At 68.5% G+C, this 17,888-nt stretch carries 13 protein-coding genes; 3 read left to right on the forward strand and 10 right to left on the reverse strand.

The features are described 5' to 3' along the window. Positions 1-71: 71 nt before the first annotated feature. The 10 genes from ACGFNP_RS42540 to ACGFNP_RS42585 all read right to left on the reverse strand — a co-directional run bounded on the left by ACGFNP_RS42540 (position 72) and on the right by ACGFNP_RS42585 (position 13,296). Positions 72-2,879, reverse strand: a complete 2,808-nt coding sequence (locus ACGFNP_RS42540) for a hypothetical protein (protein ID WP_393328544.1) — start codon at positions 2,877-2,879, stop codon at positions 72-74. 104 nt (positions 2,880-2,983) lie between these two features. Beyond that, positions 2,984-4,300, reverse strand: a complete 1,317-nt coding sequence (locus tag ACGFNP_RS42545; RefSeq protein ID WP_358322461.1) for a hypothetical protein — start codon at positions 4,298-4,300, stop codon at positions 2,984-2,986. Then, entirely contained in the window at positions 4,293-5,096 is an 804-nt protein-coding gene (locus ACGFNP_RS42550) for a polysaccharide deacetylase family protein (RefSeq protein WP_219530358.1), read from the reverse strand. Before ACGFNP_RS42550 ends, ACGFNP_RS42545 begins: the two co-directional genes overlap by 8 nt. Beyond that, positions 5,093-6,034, reverse strand: a complete 942-nt coding sequence (locus ACGFNP_RS42555; protein ID WP_358322458.1) for a glycosyltransferase — start codon at positions 6,032-6,034, stop codon at positions 5,093-5,095. Before ACGFNP_RS42555 ends, ACGFNP_RS42550 begins: the two co-directional genes overlap by 4 nt. 11 nt (positions 6,035-6,045) lie before the next feature. Continuing rightward, positions 6,046-6,876 carry a glycosyltransferase family 2 protein gene (locus ACGFNP_RS42560; protein WP_358322456.1) on the reverse strand — a complete coding sequence of 277 codons (831 nt, stop codon included), beginning with the start codon at positions 6,874-6,876 and terminating at the stop codon, positions 6,046-6,048. A 147-nt stretch (positions 6,877-7,023) separates the two neighbouring features. After that, positions 7,024-8,151 (reverse strand): GNAT family N-acetyltransferase, encoded by a 1,128-nt coding sequence (locus ACGFNP_RS42565; protein ID WP_358322453.1) that lies wholly within the window; start codon positions 8,149-8,151, stop codon positions 7,024-7,026. After that, positions 8,148-8,516 carry a hypothetical protein gene (locus tag ACGFNP_RS42570; protein WP_214637201.1) on the reverse strand — a complete coding sequence of 123 codons (369 nt, stop codon included), beginning with the start codon at positions 8,514-8,516 and terminating at the stop codon, positions 8,148-8,150. Before ACGFNP_RS42570 ends, ACGFNP_RS42565 begins: the two co-directional genes overlap by 4 nt. A 418-nt stretch (positions 8,517-8,934) precedes the next feature. Further along, positions 8,935-10,464 carry a sigma-70 family RNA polymerase sigma factor gene (locus ACGFNP_RS42575; RefSeq protein ID WP_393328550.1) on the reverse strand — a complete coding sequence of 510 codons (1,530 nt, stop codon included), beginning with the start codon at positions 10,462-10,464 and terminating at the stop codon, positions 8,935-8,937. A gap of 349 nt (positions 10,465-10,813) precedes the next feature. Then, positions 10,814-12,589 carry a substrate-binding domain-containing protein gene (locus ACGFNP_RS42580; RefSeq protein WP_358322447.1) on the reverse strand — a complete coding sequence of 592 codons (1,776 nt, stop codon included), beginning with the start codon at positions 12,587-12,589 and terminating at the stop codon, positions 10,814-10,816. Between the two features lie 134 nt (positions 12,590-12,723). Next, complete coding sequence (locus ACGFNP_RS42585) at positions 12,724-13,296, reverse strand: cation transporter (RefSeq protein WP_358322444.1); 573 nt, start codon at positions 13,294-13,296, stop codon at positions 12,724-12,726. 212 nt (positions 13,297-13,508) lie between these two features. Here ACGFNP_RS42585 and ACGFNP_RS42590 point away from each other — a divergent pair, with 212 nt between their 5' ends. The 3 genes from ACGFNP_RS42590 to ACGFNP_RS42600 all read left to right on the forward strand — a co-directional run bounded on the left by ACGFNP_RS42590 (position 13,509) and on the right by ACGFNP_RS42600 (position 17,881). Further along, positions 13,509-14,282: a DUF4184 family protein gene (locus tag ACGFNP_RS42590; protein ID WP_358322442.1), complete on the forward strand. Its 774-nt coding sequence runs from the start codon at positions 13,509-13,511 to the stop codon at positions 14,280-14,282. Then, the gene (locus ACGFNP_RS42595; RefSeq protein ID WP_393328555.1) at positions 14,275-15,087 is read left to right on the forward strand and encodes a TrmH family RNA methyltransferase; all 813 of its coding nucleotides are present in this window, start codon (positions 14,275-14,277) and stop codon (positions 15,085-15,087) included. The genes ACGFNP_RS42590 and ACGFNP_RS42595 overlap by 8 nt, the downstream gene beginning before the upstream one ends. 247 nt (positions 15,088-15,334) lie before the next feature. Further along, complete coding sequence (locus ACGFNP_RS42600; protein WP_393328557.1) at positions 15,335-17,881, forward strand: M4 family metallopeptidase; 2,547 nt, start codon at positions 15,335-15,337, stop codon at positions 17,879-17,881. Positions 17,882-17,888 lie beyond the last annotated feature (7 nt).

The raw sequence follows: 17,888 nt of genomic DNA on the forward strand, positions 1-17,888 counted from the left end.
CCGGTTGAAATAGCGGGATGTGTCCTCATCAGCGAACATCATTCCGCAAAACCTGAGGGTTTCCTGTGAATCTAGTTTTTTGATGCGATATAGATAAATCGCTCGATGATCACGGCCACGGCCACGGCGAACGCCGGTATGGACACCCACAGCAACACCCTGCGCGCCCTGACCGCCCGGTTCGGCCCGTTGAGCCGGATCACCTCGTAACCGAACATGCTCGCCCAGGTCAGGGCCAGTGCCGCGAGACCGACCGGCGTCCATGGCGAAGTGGGGTCGCCGCGCCCCTTGTACGGCTGGGGATCCGGGATCTCGGTGCCCTTGACGAACTTCTTCCACGTGTACAAGGCGGCGTCGCTGTTGGAGAAGACCTTCTTGACATCCGGCGAGGCGTCCAGTGCGGCCCGGAACCTGGCGCCCCAGTCTTCCGGGAAGCCTTCGTTGAGCTGCAGGTAGCTGATCTGACCGGTGCTGACGGCAAGATAGGTGTTGCGCGGGCTGGCCTTGAGCGTCGCCACCGCCTTGGCGATCTGCGTCGGATCTTTGTACACGAGTGCCTGGCCGTTGAAGTTGACCAGCTCGATGTCCTTCTCGCCCCATGGCAGCGTCGGGGTGACCTCGGGGCCCTCCTTGGCCGTCAGGTAGAGGACCTTGGCGCTCGGCTTGTCGTGCGCGTAGATGTAGTGCATCGCGGCGACCTCGCCGGTCGTCACCCGCTCGAACTTCTCGTTGCCATAGCGGGCCACCAGGAACGCCCCCGCGAACAGCACCGCGAAACAGGCCGCGAGCACGACCGACAGCTTCCTGGTCAGCTCGGGGTTGAAGCGCACGTTCCGCTTGCGGATGGGCACGGTCTCCTCGCGCACGTCCGCGCTGTCGGCGGGCAGGTTCGGGAAGAACGCGTACGCGGCCAGCAGACAGGCGCCGGGCAGCGCGAACATGTAGATGCGCAGCCCGATCTCGCCGCCGTAGCTCTGCAGCCCCAGCGCCAGCACCGGCACGCAGAGCAGGATCAGCGCCGCCCGGTCGAACACCCCGCGCCGCAGCCGCCTGAGCAGGCCCACCGCCGCCAGCAGGAGGATCACGGCCAGGATGCCCAGCCGCGCCTGCAACACCAGCGCGTGCGCCGGGTCGCTGCCCGCGATGCGGTCGCCGGTGTTGGTCTGCAGGTTCGTCAGAATCCTGCCCAGGCCGCCGAAGATCGCGTTGATCTGCCCCGCCCAGAACCCCACGGTCTCGTAGCTGATCCAGGCCAGCACGGCCAGGCCGAGGAAGAACGGCAGCGCCCACGTCAGCTTGGTCCGCTTGAAGATGAGGAACGCCGTCAGCACGCCGAGCATCATGAACGGCGTGATCTGGTGCGATGCCGTCGCCGCGAAGAACAGCGCGAGCAGCATCATCAGCATCAGCAGCCGGTCGGCCCGGAACGTGCCGGTGTTGGCGATCTCGCCGGGCGTCATCGCGTCGAGGCGGCCGAGCAGCTTACGCAGCCCCTTCGGCGCGATCGGCTTGGTCCGCGGCTCCACCCGCCCGAACCAGCGCAACAGGATCGCGACGAAGGCCAGATAGAGGGCGAAGGTAAAGCCCTGTGGCGAGAAGTAGTCCTGCCCGATCCACTGCACCAGCACGAACAGCAGCGCCGCGAACCAGCGCGCCCGCGTGGTGGCCACCACCTGACGCAGGATCAGCACGAAGGGCAACAGGTAGAGCAGGTTCGTCAGCAGCGGCGTCCACTGGAGGATCGTGGTCATGTCGGTGATGCCGGCGGCCTTCGTCACGAAGGCGAACAGCGCGAAGTAGCCCGGCCAGCCCATGCGGGCGTCGATGTTGATCGCCGTCTCGCCGGTCCGGCCGATGAAGTCGACGAAGCCCGCGTGGATGTACGCCGTGGGGAACCTGGGCTCACTCGCCACCAGCGAACCGGCGCCGTGCAGGGCGAACGTGATGACGGCGATCTGGAACAGCAGCAGGAACTTGCGGTCCGTGCTCTGGGCGACGGTCACGAAGAACGACACCAGCATGATCAGGATCGCGGCGAACGCGCTGGCCGGGAGGGCGGCGATCAGGCCGAGGCCGTTGATGTCGGCCGGGTTGACGCCGCGCAGCGGACCTGGGGCGACGCGCAGGGCCAGGATGTACATGACCAGGCCCTCGACCGTGAGCAGCGCGGGGAGCCAGGTGGGCGCGCTCCGCACCAACTGCCCCACCCGTCCACCCAACCCCGTCGCCTTGGCGGGCGCCTCGGCAGGAGTCTTGGCGGGGGTCTTGGCCGGGGCGTTGACCGCGGTCTTGGCCGGGGGGTCGGTGGCGGGCTGGACGGGTGCCTTCGCGGGAGCCGGGGACTCCGGGGGAGCTTCCACGGACAGTCGCGCGACCGGCGCCTTTGAAGCGGTCCCCTTGGGGGCGGCCACCTCCGAGGCGGTTACCTTCGGGCCGGGCGCCTTTGGGGCGGCCGCTTCCGGGACGTCTGGCTTCGGGGCAGCCACCTCAGGGGCCACCTCCGAGGCGGCGGCCTCCGGAACGGGCGCCTTCGGGGCGGTCGCCTCCGGTATGGCCGGCTTCGGGGCGGTCACCTTAGGAGCGGCCACTTTCGTCGGCACGGTCCCCGCGGCGGCGCCATCCGCGGCGGGCTCGGGCGCGGCGTCCTTCGAGCCCTTTGAGTCCTTCGAGGCTTTTGTGGCTGTGTCTTTTGTGCCCTCCGGCTTCGGCGGTGAGCCGATGTGGAGGGTGGCAGGCAGGCGTAGCGCGGGCAGGGTGCCCGGCTCCTCCTCGTCGTCACCATCGGTGACCTCGGCGGAAGAGCCGGACGCGGGGCTGTCCGAGCCGTCCAGGCGCGGCAGGCGCGGGATGACGCCCGTGGCATCCGGATCGAAGGCCACGCCCGTTTCCTCCTCTGCGCCGTCTGTGGAGTCGCCCATGGGCTCGGAAGAGCCCGTGATCCCCGTTGTCATGCCATCGCCGTCACGTTGCCTCACGTTGACCATCATGCGGCCCCGGACGACCCCTGAGTGACGCTAGCCTGTCGCATATCACCAAGAATGAGTATTTTGCGTAGAGATTTGAAGATCAAAAGTGCCATCAGGGTCTCGCTGAGCAGCAAGCCGTACCCCACCGCATTGACTCCGGCGAACGGGAACAGCCCCAAGATCGAGACCACCACGAACACCGCGAGCCCGATCTGCACGGCGGCCAATCTCCGCGCGTCGCTCTGCGCCCGCAACACGCTCAGATAGACCTCGATCAGCACCCGCGGCAGCACGGCCAGCGCCATGAGCCGCAGCAGCGTCGTACCAACCGCCGCGAAGCCGTCCCCGAAGATGCTCAGGATGAGCGGCGCGCCGGCGAGCACCACCACGATGATCGGTACGATGATCATAAAGGCCCGCTGCAGCGCCCGGCGGCAGTTCTCGGCCAGCTGCGATCGGTCGAAGGAGCCCTCGACGGTCAGTGACACGGCCATGTTCATGGCCAGCAGTTCGATCATGCTGGCCAGCGTGTGGGCCATGGAGAAGCGGCCGAACGTGGCCTCGTCCACCCGGGTCGCGACGACGGTGGGAACGAGGTAGACGATCGCCAGGATCGACAGCGTGCCGGGGAAGTCGCCGGCCAGGAACCGGCCGATCTCGCGCAGGCGCGGCGGCTCCTGGACGGTCTCGGTCCGCTTCATGTGCCGGGGGACGATGACGCCGAAGATCAGCCAGTTGACCGGGATCAGCGCGAGCGCCGTCGGCACCATCCAGGAGGTGAAGATGCCGCCGTCGGGCAGCGCGCCGGCCATCGCGACCAGCAACCCCATCTTGGCCAGGCCGAAGACCAGGTTGTTGAGCGGCACCCAGGTGGCCTCGCGCAGGCCGGTCAGCACCACGTCCTGCAACGTGAACACCGACCAGACCAGCACCGAGGCCAGGAAGAACAGCCCCGGCCCGAACCCGCCGAGCACCGAGTAGGTCTGCCCCCACAGCGGCAGGGTCAGCAGGAAGCCGAGTGCCGCAACGCCGCCGGTCGCCGCCGCCAGGCCGTACCCCCGCAGGATGAGCTCGGGGATGCGGCGGCCCGCCAGTGGCAGGAAGCGCGAGAGCGCGCCCACCAGGCCCAGAGCGGTCAGCGACGCGAACAGCCGCATCGCGGTGATCATCGCCTGGCCGCGGCCGAACTCCTCGGGCGTGTAGAAATGGGCGGCCAGCAGCCAGTAGCCCATGCCGAGCGTCGCGGTGATCGCCGTGTTGGCCATCAGCGCGTAACCGTTTCGGAACAGCGGGCTACGCAGGTCGCGCAGCACTCTCCCCCAGAGGTTAGACATGGCCACGCACCCGCTGCAGGCCGTACCTCGTGCGCCTGACGATCGCGTAGCCCTTGGTGAGGACCCGCTCCTTCAGGTAGATCAGGGGGACGGCGCTGCCCTCGACGGCGCGCTTGAACATGCTGATGGACGTGTGCCGGGCCACGGTCAGCCGGGGGATGGCCAGCATGTCGTGTCGGTCGGCGGCGATGGTGTTGTTCACGGCGCAGGCGGCGAAATAGCCGGCCTTGCGCACCTCGCGGCGCACGCGGGCGCTGGAGTAGCCGTAGGGATAGGCCATGGTGGCGACGGGGGTGCCGATCATGTCCTCCAGCAGGCCCTTGTTCCGGCGTAGTTCCTGGCGCAGCTCGTCGGTGCGGAGCTGGTCGAGCTGCGGGTGGCTGTGGCTGTGGCCGCCGATCTCGATGCCGGTCTGGGCGGCCTCGCGGGCCTGGCCCCAGGTGAGCATGTCGTCCAGCGGCCGGCCCGCGGCGTCGTCCCCGGCGTCCGACACCCAGCCACTGGTCAGGAAGACCGTGGCCGGGAACTTGTAGCGGTCCAACATCGGCAGCGCGTGGCTGTGGAAGTCGGCGTAGCCGTCGTCGAACGTCAGCACGATCGGCTTGGCCGGCATACTCCTGCCGTTGTTGTTGTTCAACGAGGCCACCAGATCACCCAGCGTGAGCGGGGTGAACCCGCTCTCCGACAGGTAGGCCAGCTGCTCGTCCAGGTCCGACGGCCGTACCGAGTGGGGGCGCGTCTCGTCGTTCGGGTTGTCGGCGACGGAGTGGTACATCAGGATCGGTACGCGGATCATGCGCGCACCGCCTTCAGCCGTGCCGAACCGACCACGTAACCCCAGGTGGTCCAGGCCAGACCGACCACGATCGCGGCGGCCCGGCCGAGCCCGCCGACGTCGCCGCGGAACGCCTCGCCGACGCCCCGCAGCGCGCCGAGCGGCAGCGTCTTCAGCGCGTGCGCCCGCTCGCTGGCCAGCCCGTCCTGGGTGCCCACTTCCTTGGTGACCAGGGCCTTGGACAGTCCCTCCGCGTAGCACCTGGACCTGAAGTAGGCGAACCGTTCGCGCTGCCGCGACACCTTGTGCCCGATCAGCGCGCGCGGCTCGAACAGCATGACCGAGCCGGGCTTGCGCTGGCTCAGCCTGATGCAGAACTCGGTCTCCTCGCAGCCCAGCGGCCGGCTCTTGCGGCCCTGTACGCTGCGCCCGATGCCGCTGTGGAAGCCACCCACCTCGGAGACGACCTCGCGCAGAAAGGCGGCGTTGCCGCCCATCACATTGCGGATCGGCGCCTTTACCGCGGGCATGCCGCGGTAGGAGCAGCCGACCGTCCAGTCGAACTCGTACGGGAACCAGCGCGGTCTGCGCTGGGACGCCCACAGCGGATCGGTACGACCGCCGACGCCGACGACGCCCGGATCCTGGAAACCCTCCTCCAAAGCCTCCAGCCACCCGGGATCGGCGACCGCGTCGTCGTCGAGGAACGCGACGATCTCACCGGTGGCCGTGGCCACGCCGGTGTTCTTGCCGCCGGACAGCCCCTGCTCGTGCGTGTTCTCCACCACAATGGCCTGTGGGTAGGCACGCTTGAGTTTCAGGTGCAGGTCCGGGTTGTAGTCGACGACCAGGATCAGCTCGCGTGGCCGGCATCGCTGCTGCTCGACCGACTCGACGGCTTGCCTGATGTCCTCCCACCGCTCGTCGGTGTATACGCAGATGACAACAGACGTCTTCACAACGGACCTTCTTACGCGACACCCCGGTCCGCGGCCGGAGCAGTGGCGGGCTTGGGCTGCGGCGGGGCGGGCTGGCGGCGCCACTCTCGCAGGATGGTCGTCAGCACACGCATGCCGTCACGCACGACGCGCAGGTTGCTCTCGCCGTGGATCCGGTTGCGCTCGTGGCTCGGCACCTCGTGCACCTTCAATCCGGCCTTGGCGGCGCGGACGTTCAGCAGGGTCTCCACCTCGAAGCCGTCGCAGTCGAGGTCGAGCGCCTCCAGGTGGCGCGCCCAGAAGGCGTTGTAGCCATAGCACAAGTCGGTGTACTGGGTGCCGTACATCACGTTGACTATGCCGGTGAGGACCCTGTTGCCCAACCGGCGGCCGAACGTCAGGTCGTCGCTGCCGCCACCGGCGGCGTAGCGCGAACCCTTGACGAAGTCGGCGCCGGTCACCAGCGCGCCGACGAACGTGATGATCTCGTGGCCGTCGGTGGAGCCGTCGGCGTCGATCATCACGATGATGTCGCCGCTGGCCGCCGCGAAGCCGGCCGCCAAGGCGTCACCCTTGCCCTTGCCGGTCTGGGTGATCACCTTCACATTGGGCCGCAGGCGTCTGGCCACCGCCACCGTCTCGTCAACGGAGTTGCCGTCGACGAGGATGATCTCGTCGATCCACTGTGGCAGTGTGGCGAAGACGTGCGGCAGGTTGTCCGCTTCGTTCATGGCCGGGACCACCACACTCACCGTCGGAGAGATGGCCAGGTGAGGGGTGACGGGTGTGAAACGCTCAATCGGCGGCATCGATCGCAGGGGCGCGACCTGCACTTTGCCGTTGTGCTTGATGTCGGGACTCATGGTGAGGGAATTTCCTTCCGAGACCCCACCACGCGGGCCGGACGCAGCCACTCCCGGGCGCGGGAGGAATGGCGGTGCTGCGGACGGTGCATGAAGGGTCCTCTGAGAGCGAGGGTTGCGCGGGGTTTGCTGTGAGGGTGGGAGCGCTCAGCGCGCTCCCGTTGGTTCCTTGACGACTGCGTTCGATGATTCCTGGTGCAAAGAGCTGCGCACCCGACCGAAGCCCTTCAGGACGCGATCGGCTGCCCTATAAAGAGACGGCCGGTCCATGACAATTGTTCGGGCTTTGTTGAAAGGAGTTCTGCCCATCCAGTGCACCGCCGCCGAAGCGGAGGGTCGGGAGACGCGGCCCTCGGCGACGTACAGCACCCCGCTCTTGAGCCAGTCCTTGTATTCCTTGCCGCCCTTGCCCATGTCCACCATGTGCAGACCGGCCGCCGCGGCGGCCTCTGCCATCTGCAGATGGTGCACGATGCCCGGTGAATACCGGGCGAACTCCGTGTCGTAGGCGGGGAACCACCCGACGAGCGTGGTGGCCGTGCGCAGCCCGAAATGGCCGGCGACCGGCACGTCTCCCGCGTACAGCATGGTCAGGACGCCCGAGAAGTCGGCCGACTTCTCGGCGAACATCAGATCGATCAGCTCGACGATCCAGGGCTGGGCGAACCGGTCGACCCGGCCCGTCCGCCTGTACTGATCGGACTTCCACGCGAGCAGGGTACGCAGCACCTCCGGATCGGCCGAAGCCCATTCGAAGCGCAGCCCACCTTGCTCCCTGCCGAACTTGCGCTCCTTGTAGCGCACGGTCTTCAGGTTCTTGGGGGAATTGGTCTTCACCTGCTGGAGCCAGGCGTCGAAGCCCTGGGTGAAGTCCATGACCGGCGCCGGGCGTACGTCGCTCTCATAAGGCGCGAACGTCGGCTGCCCCGCGACCAGGTGGTCGAAGTCGAAGACACTCAGCTTGCAGGCCCTCAGCAGGGCTTTGGCCTCTAACCTCAGGTCGGGGACGGAGATGAGGCCGTGGCAGGTGGTGAGGAAGCCGCCGAGCGGCTTGCCGATGCCGAAGCTGTGCCGTTCGTAGGGGAAGAAGCCGGCGATGCCGGTCTCGTCCTGGATGACCGCGACCCGCACCCGATCCCGCAGGCGATCCATCGCCAGGGCGAACTCGACGGAGAGGAAGGGATTGTCCAGGCTCGTGTCTGCCTTCTGGAGCGCGCGCCACCGGGCCCGCTCGGACTCTCCGAGGTCTCCGGGGCGGACTACTGTGATCTTCACCTTGCCCTGGCCCCCTGTTCGGTCTGCATGTTCTTCCCCCGGTACAACACGCGAAGCACGTACATGAAGCCACCGAGCACGGCGACCGTCGCCACCCCCGCCCGGGGCGACCATGCGTTGAACTGCAGCATGGCTTGAGCAAGAAGCACGTTAAGCACGAGACTTGCCGCAGCGCCTACTGATAGTGCGGCAAGTGGGTCACGATCACGCAACAGTCCTACGACTGCCGCTCCTGGCACCACCAGAAGGAAAAGAGAGATGAGGAACGGGCGCAGCGGTGTCTGGATGTCGAACAGCGCGATCACCGCTCCCGCGATGCAGGCGAGCGCGAGGAGCCACGTCAACGCTCTGCGGTGCTTGAGCATCTACCGTCTCTCTCCTGGATCTAGCTGGGTAAAGGCGCGATTGATCGCATTTCATGGGACCAATCCACCCGTGGACACGTCAATGCCGACGCTTGGCGACACGCTCCGGTTTACCGGCAGGCAAATATTTCGCATGTGGTGTTCGACACATGCCCAGCTGAATCCGGCCTCCGTTGCGGTCCCCAAACCCCAAGGATGCCCTATATGCCGCAAGATCTTCGAGCTAAGGTCCGTTTTCTCCCCTTTTGTAACGTAAGTGTACTCATGGCCCACCGGTCACGCTGATCCGGGGGAGGGGATTCGACGGCCGGCAGTCAGGATTTCTGCGCCCTATCAGGAGGAATGTAACGCCGTATGGCTGCATCGTCCCGATAGCGGTGCTCTGTCGCGCAGGGGGGAATGGCGGCTTGTCGGACCGTCAGGAGTCGTGTGCCGGGCCCACCTGGACGTTGTCCACGGACGTGCTCTGCGTCGGGCCGCTGGGCGTCTCGGTTGAGTCGGGGCCGACCGTCGGCTGGTCGGTAGGCGGTTCCGGGGTCTGCTCCGGGCCACCGCCCCACGACAAGGAGCACTTCGCGGCGCCGCCGTTGGAGCTGAACGAGACCGTGCCGCTGCCGCCGGTGGCCGGGTCGTCGACCGTGACCCAGATCGCCACCGAGCCGCCCGCCTTGATCGACCCGCTCGCGGGCAGCACCTCCAGCCCCGCCGACGCGGTCGCGCTCCACGTGACGGTGGCGTTGCGCGCACTCAACCCGATCTTCGCGGCGGCGTCGACGCTCTCCGGGCAGGAGGCGGCGAACCGGGCGCCGCGCACGGTCCGCCGGCGGGTGGCCGTCGGAGCGGTCGCCGGCCTGGTGGTCGCGGCGGTGGCGGCGGGCCTCGTGCTCGGTACGCCGGTGGGAGAGCCGGTGTGGGAGGACGTGGGCGACGGATCGGGGGCGGGCGTGCTGTCGTCCTCCAGCGCGGGGTCGGGCGTGGTGCCGGTCAGCTCGTCAGGAGAGGTCGAGGGGGAGGCCGAAGGGGCGGGGGTCACGCGCAGCGCGGTCTTGGCGGGGTCTGCGGTGTTCATCACGACCATCGCCCCGGTCGCCGCGAGAACCGCCGCGCCGGCCAGCAACACCGGCGCGAGGCGGCGCGGCCTGCGGCGCCGCGACCGCCGCTCGGCCGCCACCGGGAACCCCGTGCGGTCGAAGCTGTCGCCCCGATCGGTGATCAGTGTCCGGGTCTGGTCCCGCTCCGGGTTCACGCAGGTGTCGACCACCCGCCGGCGCAGCGAAATGGGGGGAAACGCCACCGGCACCAGGTCGAGCAGCCGTGCGGCCGCCACCTGCCGATGCCGTCCCTCCGTGCACACCTCGCACCCGGAGATGTGCCCCGACAGCCGCCGTCGCAGCAACGGGGTGAGCGGCCCTTCCCAGGAGTCCAGCAGCGCCGACAGGTCGGGACAGTGCGCCCGCCCGGTCCTGGCCAGGATCACGGCGGCGGCGCCGTTCTCCAGATGGTCACGAGCCCGGCCGAGCCGGGTGGCGGCCTGACGAGAGGTCAGACCGAGCACCGCCCCAACCTCGGCCGGAGTGAGCCCGTGCCGCAGCGACAGTTCCAGAACCTCGCGCTCGCTCATCCTCAGCTCGCCTAGCGCGTCGTGCACGAGTTCGGCGAGTTCGGGGTCCTCCGGCTCGTCGAAAACCGGTAACGGCACGCTGTCGGATCTCGCCGAGCCGCTCCTGTGGGCCAGCCGGGCGGCGGCCTGGAACCTGGTCAACGCATACAGCCAGGCTCTGAGCCGGCCGGGCTCCTTCAACCGGGATACGCACCCATGCGCGGTGACCAGCGCGTCATGCACGGAATCGGCCGCGGCGTCGCGTTCTCCGGTAAGAGAGCACGCGTAATCGTGCAATCGCTCCGCATAAGCGTCATAGAGCTTGGCAGCGCCTTCGACAGCACCCATCCGAAGCTCGTCAACCACCTGTTGATCGTCACCGCGGTCAACAGCCGGCCATCCAGACACGTTTCCTCCCCGCAGGTCGGAGGCGAAAGCCTCCACGGCGGGTTGGACGCCTCCCCGGTCAAGCGGGGTTACCACCGCGTGCGGGTCCATGCCTAACAGGCATGAGCTGGGGAAACAGGGTCAGATGTGACTCGGGGTGAGAAAGGAGAGGCAAGGGTCAAGAGGCGCACGTCACGGCGCCCGGTCACGTAAACCGCAGGAGCGTGTCCCTGGACAGGGGCCAGCCCCGGTCGGTGGGTGGGGCTGGCCCATGCTGGCCGTAACAGAAAGGCTGCGGTTTTGTCGGAAGTCAGCCGTCGCAGCGGGGGGCGCAGAGGCGGCGCTGCATGCCCTGGAGGAAGAAGTCGCGCACCTGCAGCACATTCTTGGCGATATACGCCTCGCCGCCGGTCGCCTGCGCGACGGCGTCCATTTGCTGCTTGCCCTTCGGGGCGTCGGGGCCGAAAGCGATGAGCAGGATGCTGACCGGGCGCTTGGGGTTATACGTTTTCTTGAGATAATTCAGGATTTGCTTATTCGTCAGTCCGCCGTCCGGATCGTCGTTGCCGGCGCCGTCGGTGAGGACCACAATCGTGTTGATCTTGTCTTCCTGGTACGACTTCGACATCTCCGCATAAGCGGCCTTGAGCGTGTCGTTCAACCCCGTGTCGCCCGTGGGCTTGGCCTGGACCGTCGAGAACTGCCTGGCTATGGCGTCCTTGCGGAGCACGCTGTTGACGCTCTCGCTGAGCGGTCCGACCGAGACCAGCTCGCGCCAGTCCTTGCCCTGCCCGTCGAGGTGGGTGGAGAACGTCCACACCCCGATCTCCGCGTCGGCGGGGAACAGCCCGAGCCCCTCGACGGCGATCTTGCTGATCGCCTGCATGCGGGTGATCTTCGTGCCGGGGACCGGCAGCGCCATCGTGCCCGAGACGTCGACCAGGGTGAGCAGGCGGGTGCCGAGATTCAGCCGGGACCAGGTCTGCGCCATGCTCACCACCGTCTTGTCGTCGGGGGCGGGCAGCGCCTCGGGCTTGGCCGGATTGAAGCCCTTGTCCTTGGACAGGGCGTCACCGGCCTTGCCGTCAGGCGTGCGGAAGCCCTGGTCGCGCAGCGTCCGGTGGGCCGACTCGGTGCCGAGCTCCTGCTGGAACGCCGTGGCGGCCTTCTGTATCGCCGCGTCCTTGGTGACGATCACGATCGGGTAGTCGAGGCTGAGCGTGCCTTCGGCCGGGTAGAGCGGCACCACCTGGTTGTCTGGCTTTTTCGTGTTGTAGAGGTAGATGGTCTGTTCGGACGTGACGCCGATCGGGACCTTGCTCCCGGACTTCACGGTCAGGCTCGCCAGCAGCGCGGTCGGGTCGGCGACGAGCTGGCCCGACAGCTCCTTGAGCGCGCCCACCAGCGCCTTGCCCTGACCGGCCTGCTGAGCCTGGCCCGCGGCGGCCAGCAGCGCGGCCATCCCGGCCGAGTTCTTCTGCGGGTCGAGGGCCAGCACGCGGATCTTCTTGCCGGGTCCGTCCGGATTGGCGACGTTCGCCGCCGCGATGACGCCCGCCCAGCTCGGCTGGAGGCTGCTGGCCAGCTTGGCCGCCGAGGCCTTGGCGGTCACCAGCACGACCGGCGAGGTGGCGACCGAGCCGGTGGACTCCGGCAGCGTGGCACCCGCGGCCTGGCCACGGAGCCTGGACACGACGAGGCTGGAGTCGGCCACCCACAGATCAGCGTTGATCTTGCCGGCGGCCAGCGCGTTCGCGGTCCGTGCCGCGGCCTCCTTGGCCACCGTCACCTCGACGCAGCGGCTGTCGATCGAGTGCATGGCCTTGTTGTAGTTGCCGGCGATCTTGTTGAGCGCGGGCTGGATGTCCGGGGTCGCGACGACGCGGAGCGCCAGCTTGCCGTTCGAACAGTCATGGTCGCGGTTGAAGATCACGAATGCCGCGACGCCCAGGAGCACAGCGAGTGCGACCGCTCCGGCGAGCGGGACGAACACCTTGCCGCGGCCACCACCGTTCCCACGCTTTCGGGGAGTCGGTTCCTGGGCTTGGTAGCCGCCATCGAGCTCGTCTGTGCGGTGTCGCCCCACGATGTCCTCTTCGGTGTGTCGGGACCTTTCGGAGACCCTAGCGGGAGATGCTCCGCAATACTTCCGGAACGATACTCGGTGCGCTTACTGTGGCAAAACAGCCCGTTTGGTGCGGCGATTACCTGGTGTGACGGTCAATGGCAGCATGAGTGACCACGCCAGGCCCGAGTTCCCTCCCTTGCTGCGACTCCCGCCAGCGCCACCGCCACCACCGGATCGACCCACCACCAGCCGAGCGTGTTCAGCCACAACCCGGTCAGAACTCCCGCCGCCATCGCGGCGCAGATGAGGTTCTGGGTGCCCTCTCCGGAGGTCGCGGCGGACCCGAGCCGCCGACCGAGCCGCCGCTTGGCCAGCCCCAGCACAGGCATGCTGACCAAGCTGAACGCCGTCACCACGATGCCCAGCACGGTCGGCACGGCCCGGTGGCCGGCATCGAGATCATGAGCGACGTGGATCACCAGATAGGGCGCCAGTAGCCAGAAACTCACCGCCACCGCCCGTCCCGCCCTGCGCTCCGCGCTCGGCGACAGCGTGCGCGAGCCGGTGAAGCGCCAGACGACGATCAGGCTCGCCGCCGCCTCCACGAGAGCCGACAGTCCCCAGCCGATCAGCGCCACCGAATGCGCCGACAGCCCCGCGGCCAGGCCGAGCGAGCTCTCCACCGCCAGCCAGACGAGAGTGCCCACCGAGAGCGAGCGAGCCACGCGCGCAGCACGCAGCCAGTCGGCTGACGCGGCCGGATGAGCGTGAATTCGCTGTTCAGGCACCTCGAACCCCCGAATCCCGGCTCCCGGCCGTCGACAGCGATACGTAAGCTACCCATTACTAATCGTGACTTTAAGGGTTGCGGGCAAAGCTTGTTCAAGGTTCGCGAGGTAATCTACGAAGATCAGCCACGGGGGAGGGGTCGGAGCCGGTGCCGTTCACGCCCAGTCACATGGCAGCGGTGCTCCCGCTGATGTCGTCGCCCCTGCTCCGCCGCCTGGCGAACCCGTGGGCACTGGCGATCGGGGCGATGGTTCCCGACCTCCCGATCTTCCTGCCGTTCCTGCCCGACTACAGCGACTGGCACTCCTACCACGGCGTCATCACCATCGACCTGGCCGCCGTCCTCATCCTGCTGGGCCTGTTCCACCTGCTCTTCCGCGAACCGCTGATCTCCCTGCTCCCGCCCGCCCTCGCGGGCCGGGCCGCGACCCTGCGCCCGCCGCGCCTCCGTGACCTTCCGTCCGTCGTGTCCGGCGCCGTGATCGGCGCCGCCTCCCACGTCCTGTGGGACTCCTTCACCCACTCCACCGGTCCGGAGGAGTGGGGTTCCTGGCTCTCGGTGTCGGTGTTCGGGGTGGTGCGGCTGTTCCGCCTGCTCCAGTACACCTCCTCGGTGATCGGCCTGGCCATCGTCGTGTGGTGGGCCTGGCGCGGCCTCACCCGGATGTCCGCCGCGACCGTTCCCGCCCGGCTGCGGATCCACTCGGCGCTACGGCGGGCGGTCCTCGTGCTGTGTACGGTCGGCACCGTCGCGGGCGCCTTCCTCTGGCCCCTGGTCGACGAGCCCAACCCCCGTCTCGGCCTGGCGAGCGTCGTCACCAAGGTGGGCGCGGGCACCTTGGTCGGCCTCTGCCTGGTGCTCACCTGCTATGCGGTGGTCTGGCAGGTCATGCGCGTCGTGGCAGTATCTGAAGGTGCCTGACTACGTAACCGACGCCGCCGACCCACGCCTGACCGACTACACCCGGCTCAGGGACGTGGACCTGCGCAAGAGCCTGGAGGCGGAGCGCGGCCTGTTCGTGGCCGAGGGCGAGAAGGTGATCAGACGCGCGATCGCCGCCGGCTACCCGATCAGATCGGTGCTGACGACTCCCCGCTGGCTGGAGCCACTGGCGGACGTACTCGGGGACGCGACGGTGTACGTGGTGAGCGACGAGACCATGCTGGGCGTCGCCGGGTTCCAGGTGCATCGGGGGGCGCTGGCGTCGATGGAGCGCCTGCCACTGCCGCCGGTGGAGGAGGTGCTGGCGGGCACGTCACGCGTCGTGGTCCTGGAGGACCTCGTGGACCACTCGAACGTGGGCGCGATCTTCAGGTGCGCGGCCGCCCTGGGGGTGGAGGGGATCGTGTTGTCGCCCCGGTGCGCCGATCCGCTGTACCGGCGGTCGGTGAAGGTCTCGATGGGGGCGGTCTTCTCCATCCCGTACGGGCGGATGGACGACTGGTACGGCGGCCTGGAGCGGATCCGTACGGCGGGTTACACCCTGCTGGCGCTGACGCCCGATCAGCGCGTGACCCCCATAGACAAGGTGAAGATGGGGGAGCGGGTGGCCTTGCTCCTCGGCTCCGAAGGTGATGGTCTGTCGTCCCGCTGGATGCGCGAAGCGGACGAGTCGGTGTGCATCCCGATGAGCCCGGCGGCCATGGCCGCCGGGGTGGACTCCCTCAACGTGGTGGCCGCCGCCGCGATCGCCTGCCACAGCTTGACGCGCGCCGACGGAGCCTGACGGCCGCCGCTCCTCCCCGGGGGTCCGTGACCAGCGCGTTCCGAAAACATCGGTATGCCTACCGATGCACATACGGATTTGCAGGCCCGAGCGCAGCGCCTAGCGTCTGGCGGCAGCAAGGTGAAACGGCATGCTCACCCACCCCCCTTTTCCCGGTCGGCTCCGTGGCCCAGGCGATCCCTGCGGCGTGGTGGTCGGCGTGCGCGCACGTCGTGGCGCCCGGGAAATGCCGAAAGGAGCACGACGCGTGAAACGCACCGCCTTAGCCGCCGCGGCCGTGGGACTCGCCACGGCCGCGTCGATGTCTGTCTTCGTTCCTCCCGCGAACGCTGCCCCACCCGGAGCCAGCAAGGACAACTCCAGCGCGCAGGTACGAGCGGCGGCCGACCCGGCCTCGCTCGCGGCGGCGGTCGCCGACAAGGCCGTCTCCAGCGGGCTCGACAAACTGGCCAAGGGACCTGACGAGGCGTACAGCCGCGTGTCAGTCACCCGCGGCACCAGCGACATGTTCTTCGTCGGCTACGAGCGCACCTACAAGGGCCTGCCGGTGATCGGCGGGGACGCGGTCGTCGTCACCGACTCGGCGGGCCACGTGCGCGACACCGTCGCGGCGGCCGGACCGAGCAGCCCGGACGTGCAGACCCAGGCCAGGATCAGCGCGGAGAAGGCCACCGAGGTGGCGAAGACCCGGCTCTCGCGCGTCGACGACTCCGCCGCCCCGCGCCTGGTGGTGCTCACCTGGGGCGACAAGCCCGCGCTGACCTGGGAGGCCGTCGTCAGCGGCCTGGTCAAGGGCCGGCCGAGCATTCAGCACGTGTTCGTGGACGCCCGCACCGGCAAGATCGCCGACTCCTACGACCAGGTGCGCGAGGGCAGCGGCAACGGCTACTACTACGGGCAGGTCACCATCAACACGAGCGGCTCCGGCAGCTCGTACTCGATGACCGACACGACCAGGCCCGGCATCCAGTGCGGCGGGCAGGGCGGCACCGCCTACACCGGCACCGACGACGCGTGGGGCAACGCCTCGGGCACCAACCTGGAGACGGCCTGCGTCGACGCGCTCTACTCCGTCCAGCGCGAGTGGGACATGCTGGGTGCCTGGCTCGGCCGCAACGGCATCAACGGCAGCGGCCGGGGCTTCCCCGCGCGCGTCGGCCTGGCCGACGTCAACGCCTACTGGAACGGCAGCTACACCAACTTCGGCCACAGCCAGGACAACGCCCGGCAGGCCAGCAACATCGACGTGGTGGCGCACGAGTTCGGGCACGCCATCTTCCAGACCACGCCCGGTGGCGCAGGTTCCGGCAACGAGAACGGCGGCATCAACGAGGGCACCGGTGACATCTTCGGCGCCCTCACCGAGGCCTACGCCAACAACCCGAACGACCCGCCGGACTACCTGGTCGGCGAAGAGGTGGACCTCGTCGGCGACGGGCCGATCCGCAACATGTACAACCCGAGCGCGCTCGGCGACCCGAACTGCTACTCCTCCTCGATCCCCAGCACCGAGGTGCACGCGGCGGCCGGTCCGCTGAACCACTGGTTCTACCTGCTGGCCGAGGGCAACAACCCCGGCGGCGGCAAGCCGACCAGCCCGATCTGCTCCGGCGGTCCGTCGTCGGTGACCGGTGTCGGCGTGCAGAAGGCCGGCCAGATCTACATGGGAGCCCTGAACCGCAAGACCTCGACCTGGCGCTACACCAACGCCCGCGCGGCATCGGTCGCGGCCGCGATCGAGCTGTTCGGCGCCAACAGCGCCGAGTGCAACACCACCAAGGCGGCGTGGAGCGCGGTGAGCGTGGCGGCGGCGACGGGCGAGCCCGCCTGTGGCACGGCCACCAACGATTTCTCGCTCTCACTCTCCCCGTCGACCGGCAGCGCCCAGCCTGGGGGGTCGGTGACGTCCACGGTCAGCACCCAGACCACGTCCGGCAGCGCCCAGACGGTCAACCTGACCGCGTCCGGGCTGCCCAGCGGCGTCACCGCCGGCTTCAGCCCCTCGTCGGTCACCTCCGGCAACTCCTCCACCCTGACCTTGTCCGTCGGCTCCTCGACGGCGCAGGGCAGCTACCAGATCACCGTCACCGGCACGGGGTCGCTCACGCACACCGCGACCTTCACCCTCCAGGTCGGCACCGCGACCCGTGACTTCTCGATCTCGGCCAGCCCGGCGTCCGGCACGGTGACGGCCGGGTCCGCGGCCACCACCACGATCGGCACCACCACGACGGCAGGCACCGCGCAGGCCGTGAACCTGGCCGCGAGCGGCCTCCCCACGGGCGCTTCGGCCACCTTCAACCCGGCCTCGGTGACCTCGGGCGGTTCGTCCACCCTGACGATCTCGACCGCGGCGACCACGCCCGCCGGCTCGTACAACGTGACCGTGACCGGCACCGGTGTGACGGCGACGCACACCACGACCTACGCGCTCACGGTGACGGGCACCTCGGGCGGCAGGACGTTCACCAACGGCACCGACTACACCATCAGCGACTACAGCACGATACGGAGCTCCATCACCTCCACGGCGACGGGCTCGGCGGTCTCGCCGGTCCAGCTGTCGGTCACCATCGTCCACACCTGCGCGGAGGATCTCGACATCTGGCTCCGCGGGCCGAACGGCACGTGGTACGCGGTCGACAGGTACGGCGGCACCAGCTGCACCTCGTACGGCACCAGGACGTACTCGGTCCCGGTGAGCCAGCAGGCGGCGGGCACCTGGGTGCTCGAAGTCAGCGACGTCTACGCGGGTGACACCGGCTACCTGAACACCTGGAGCATCACCCTCTGACACACAG

This window comes from Nonomuraea sp. NPDC049269, from assembly GCF_043197155.1.
GTDB lineage: Bacteria > Actinomycetota > Actinomycetes > Streptosporangiales > Streptosporangiaceae > Nonomuraea.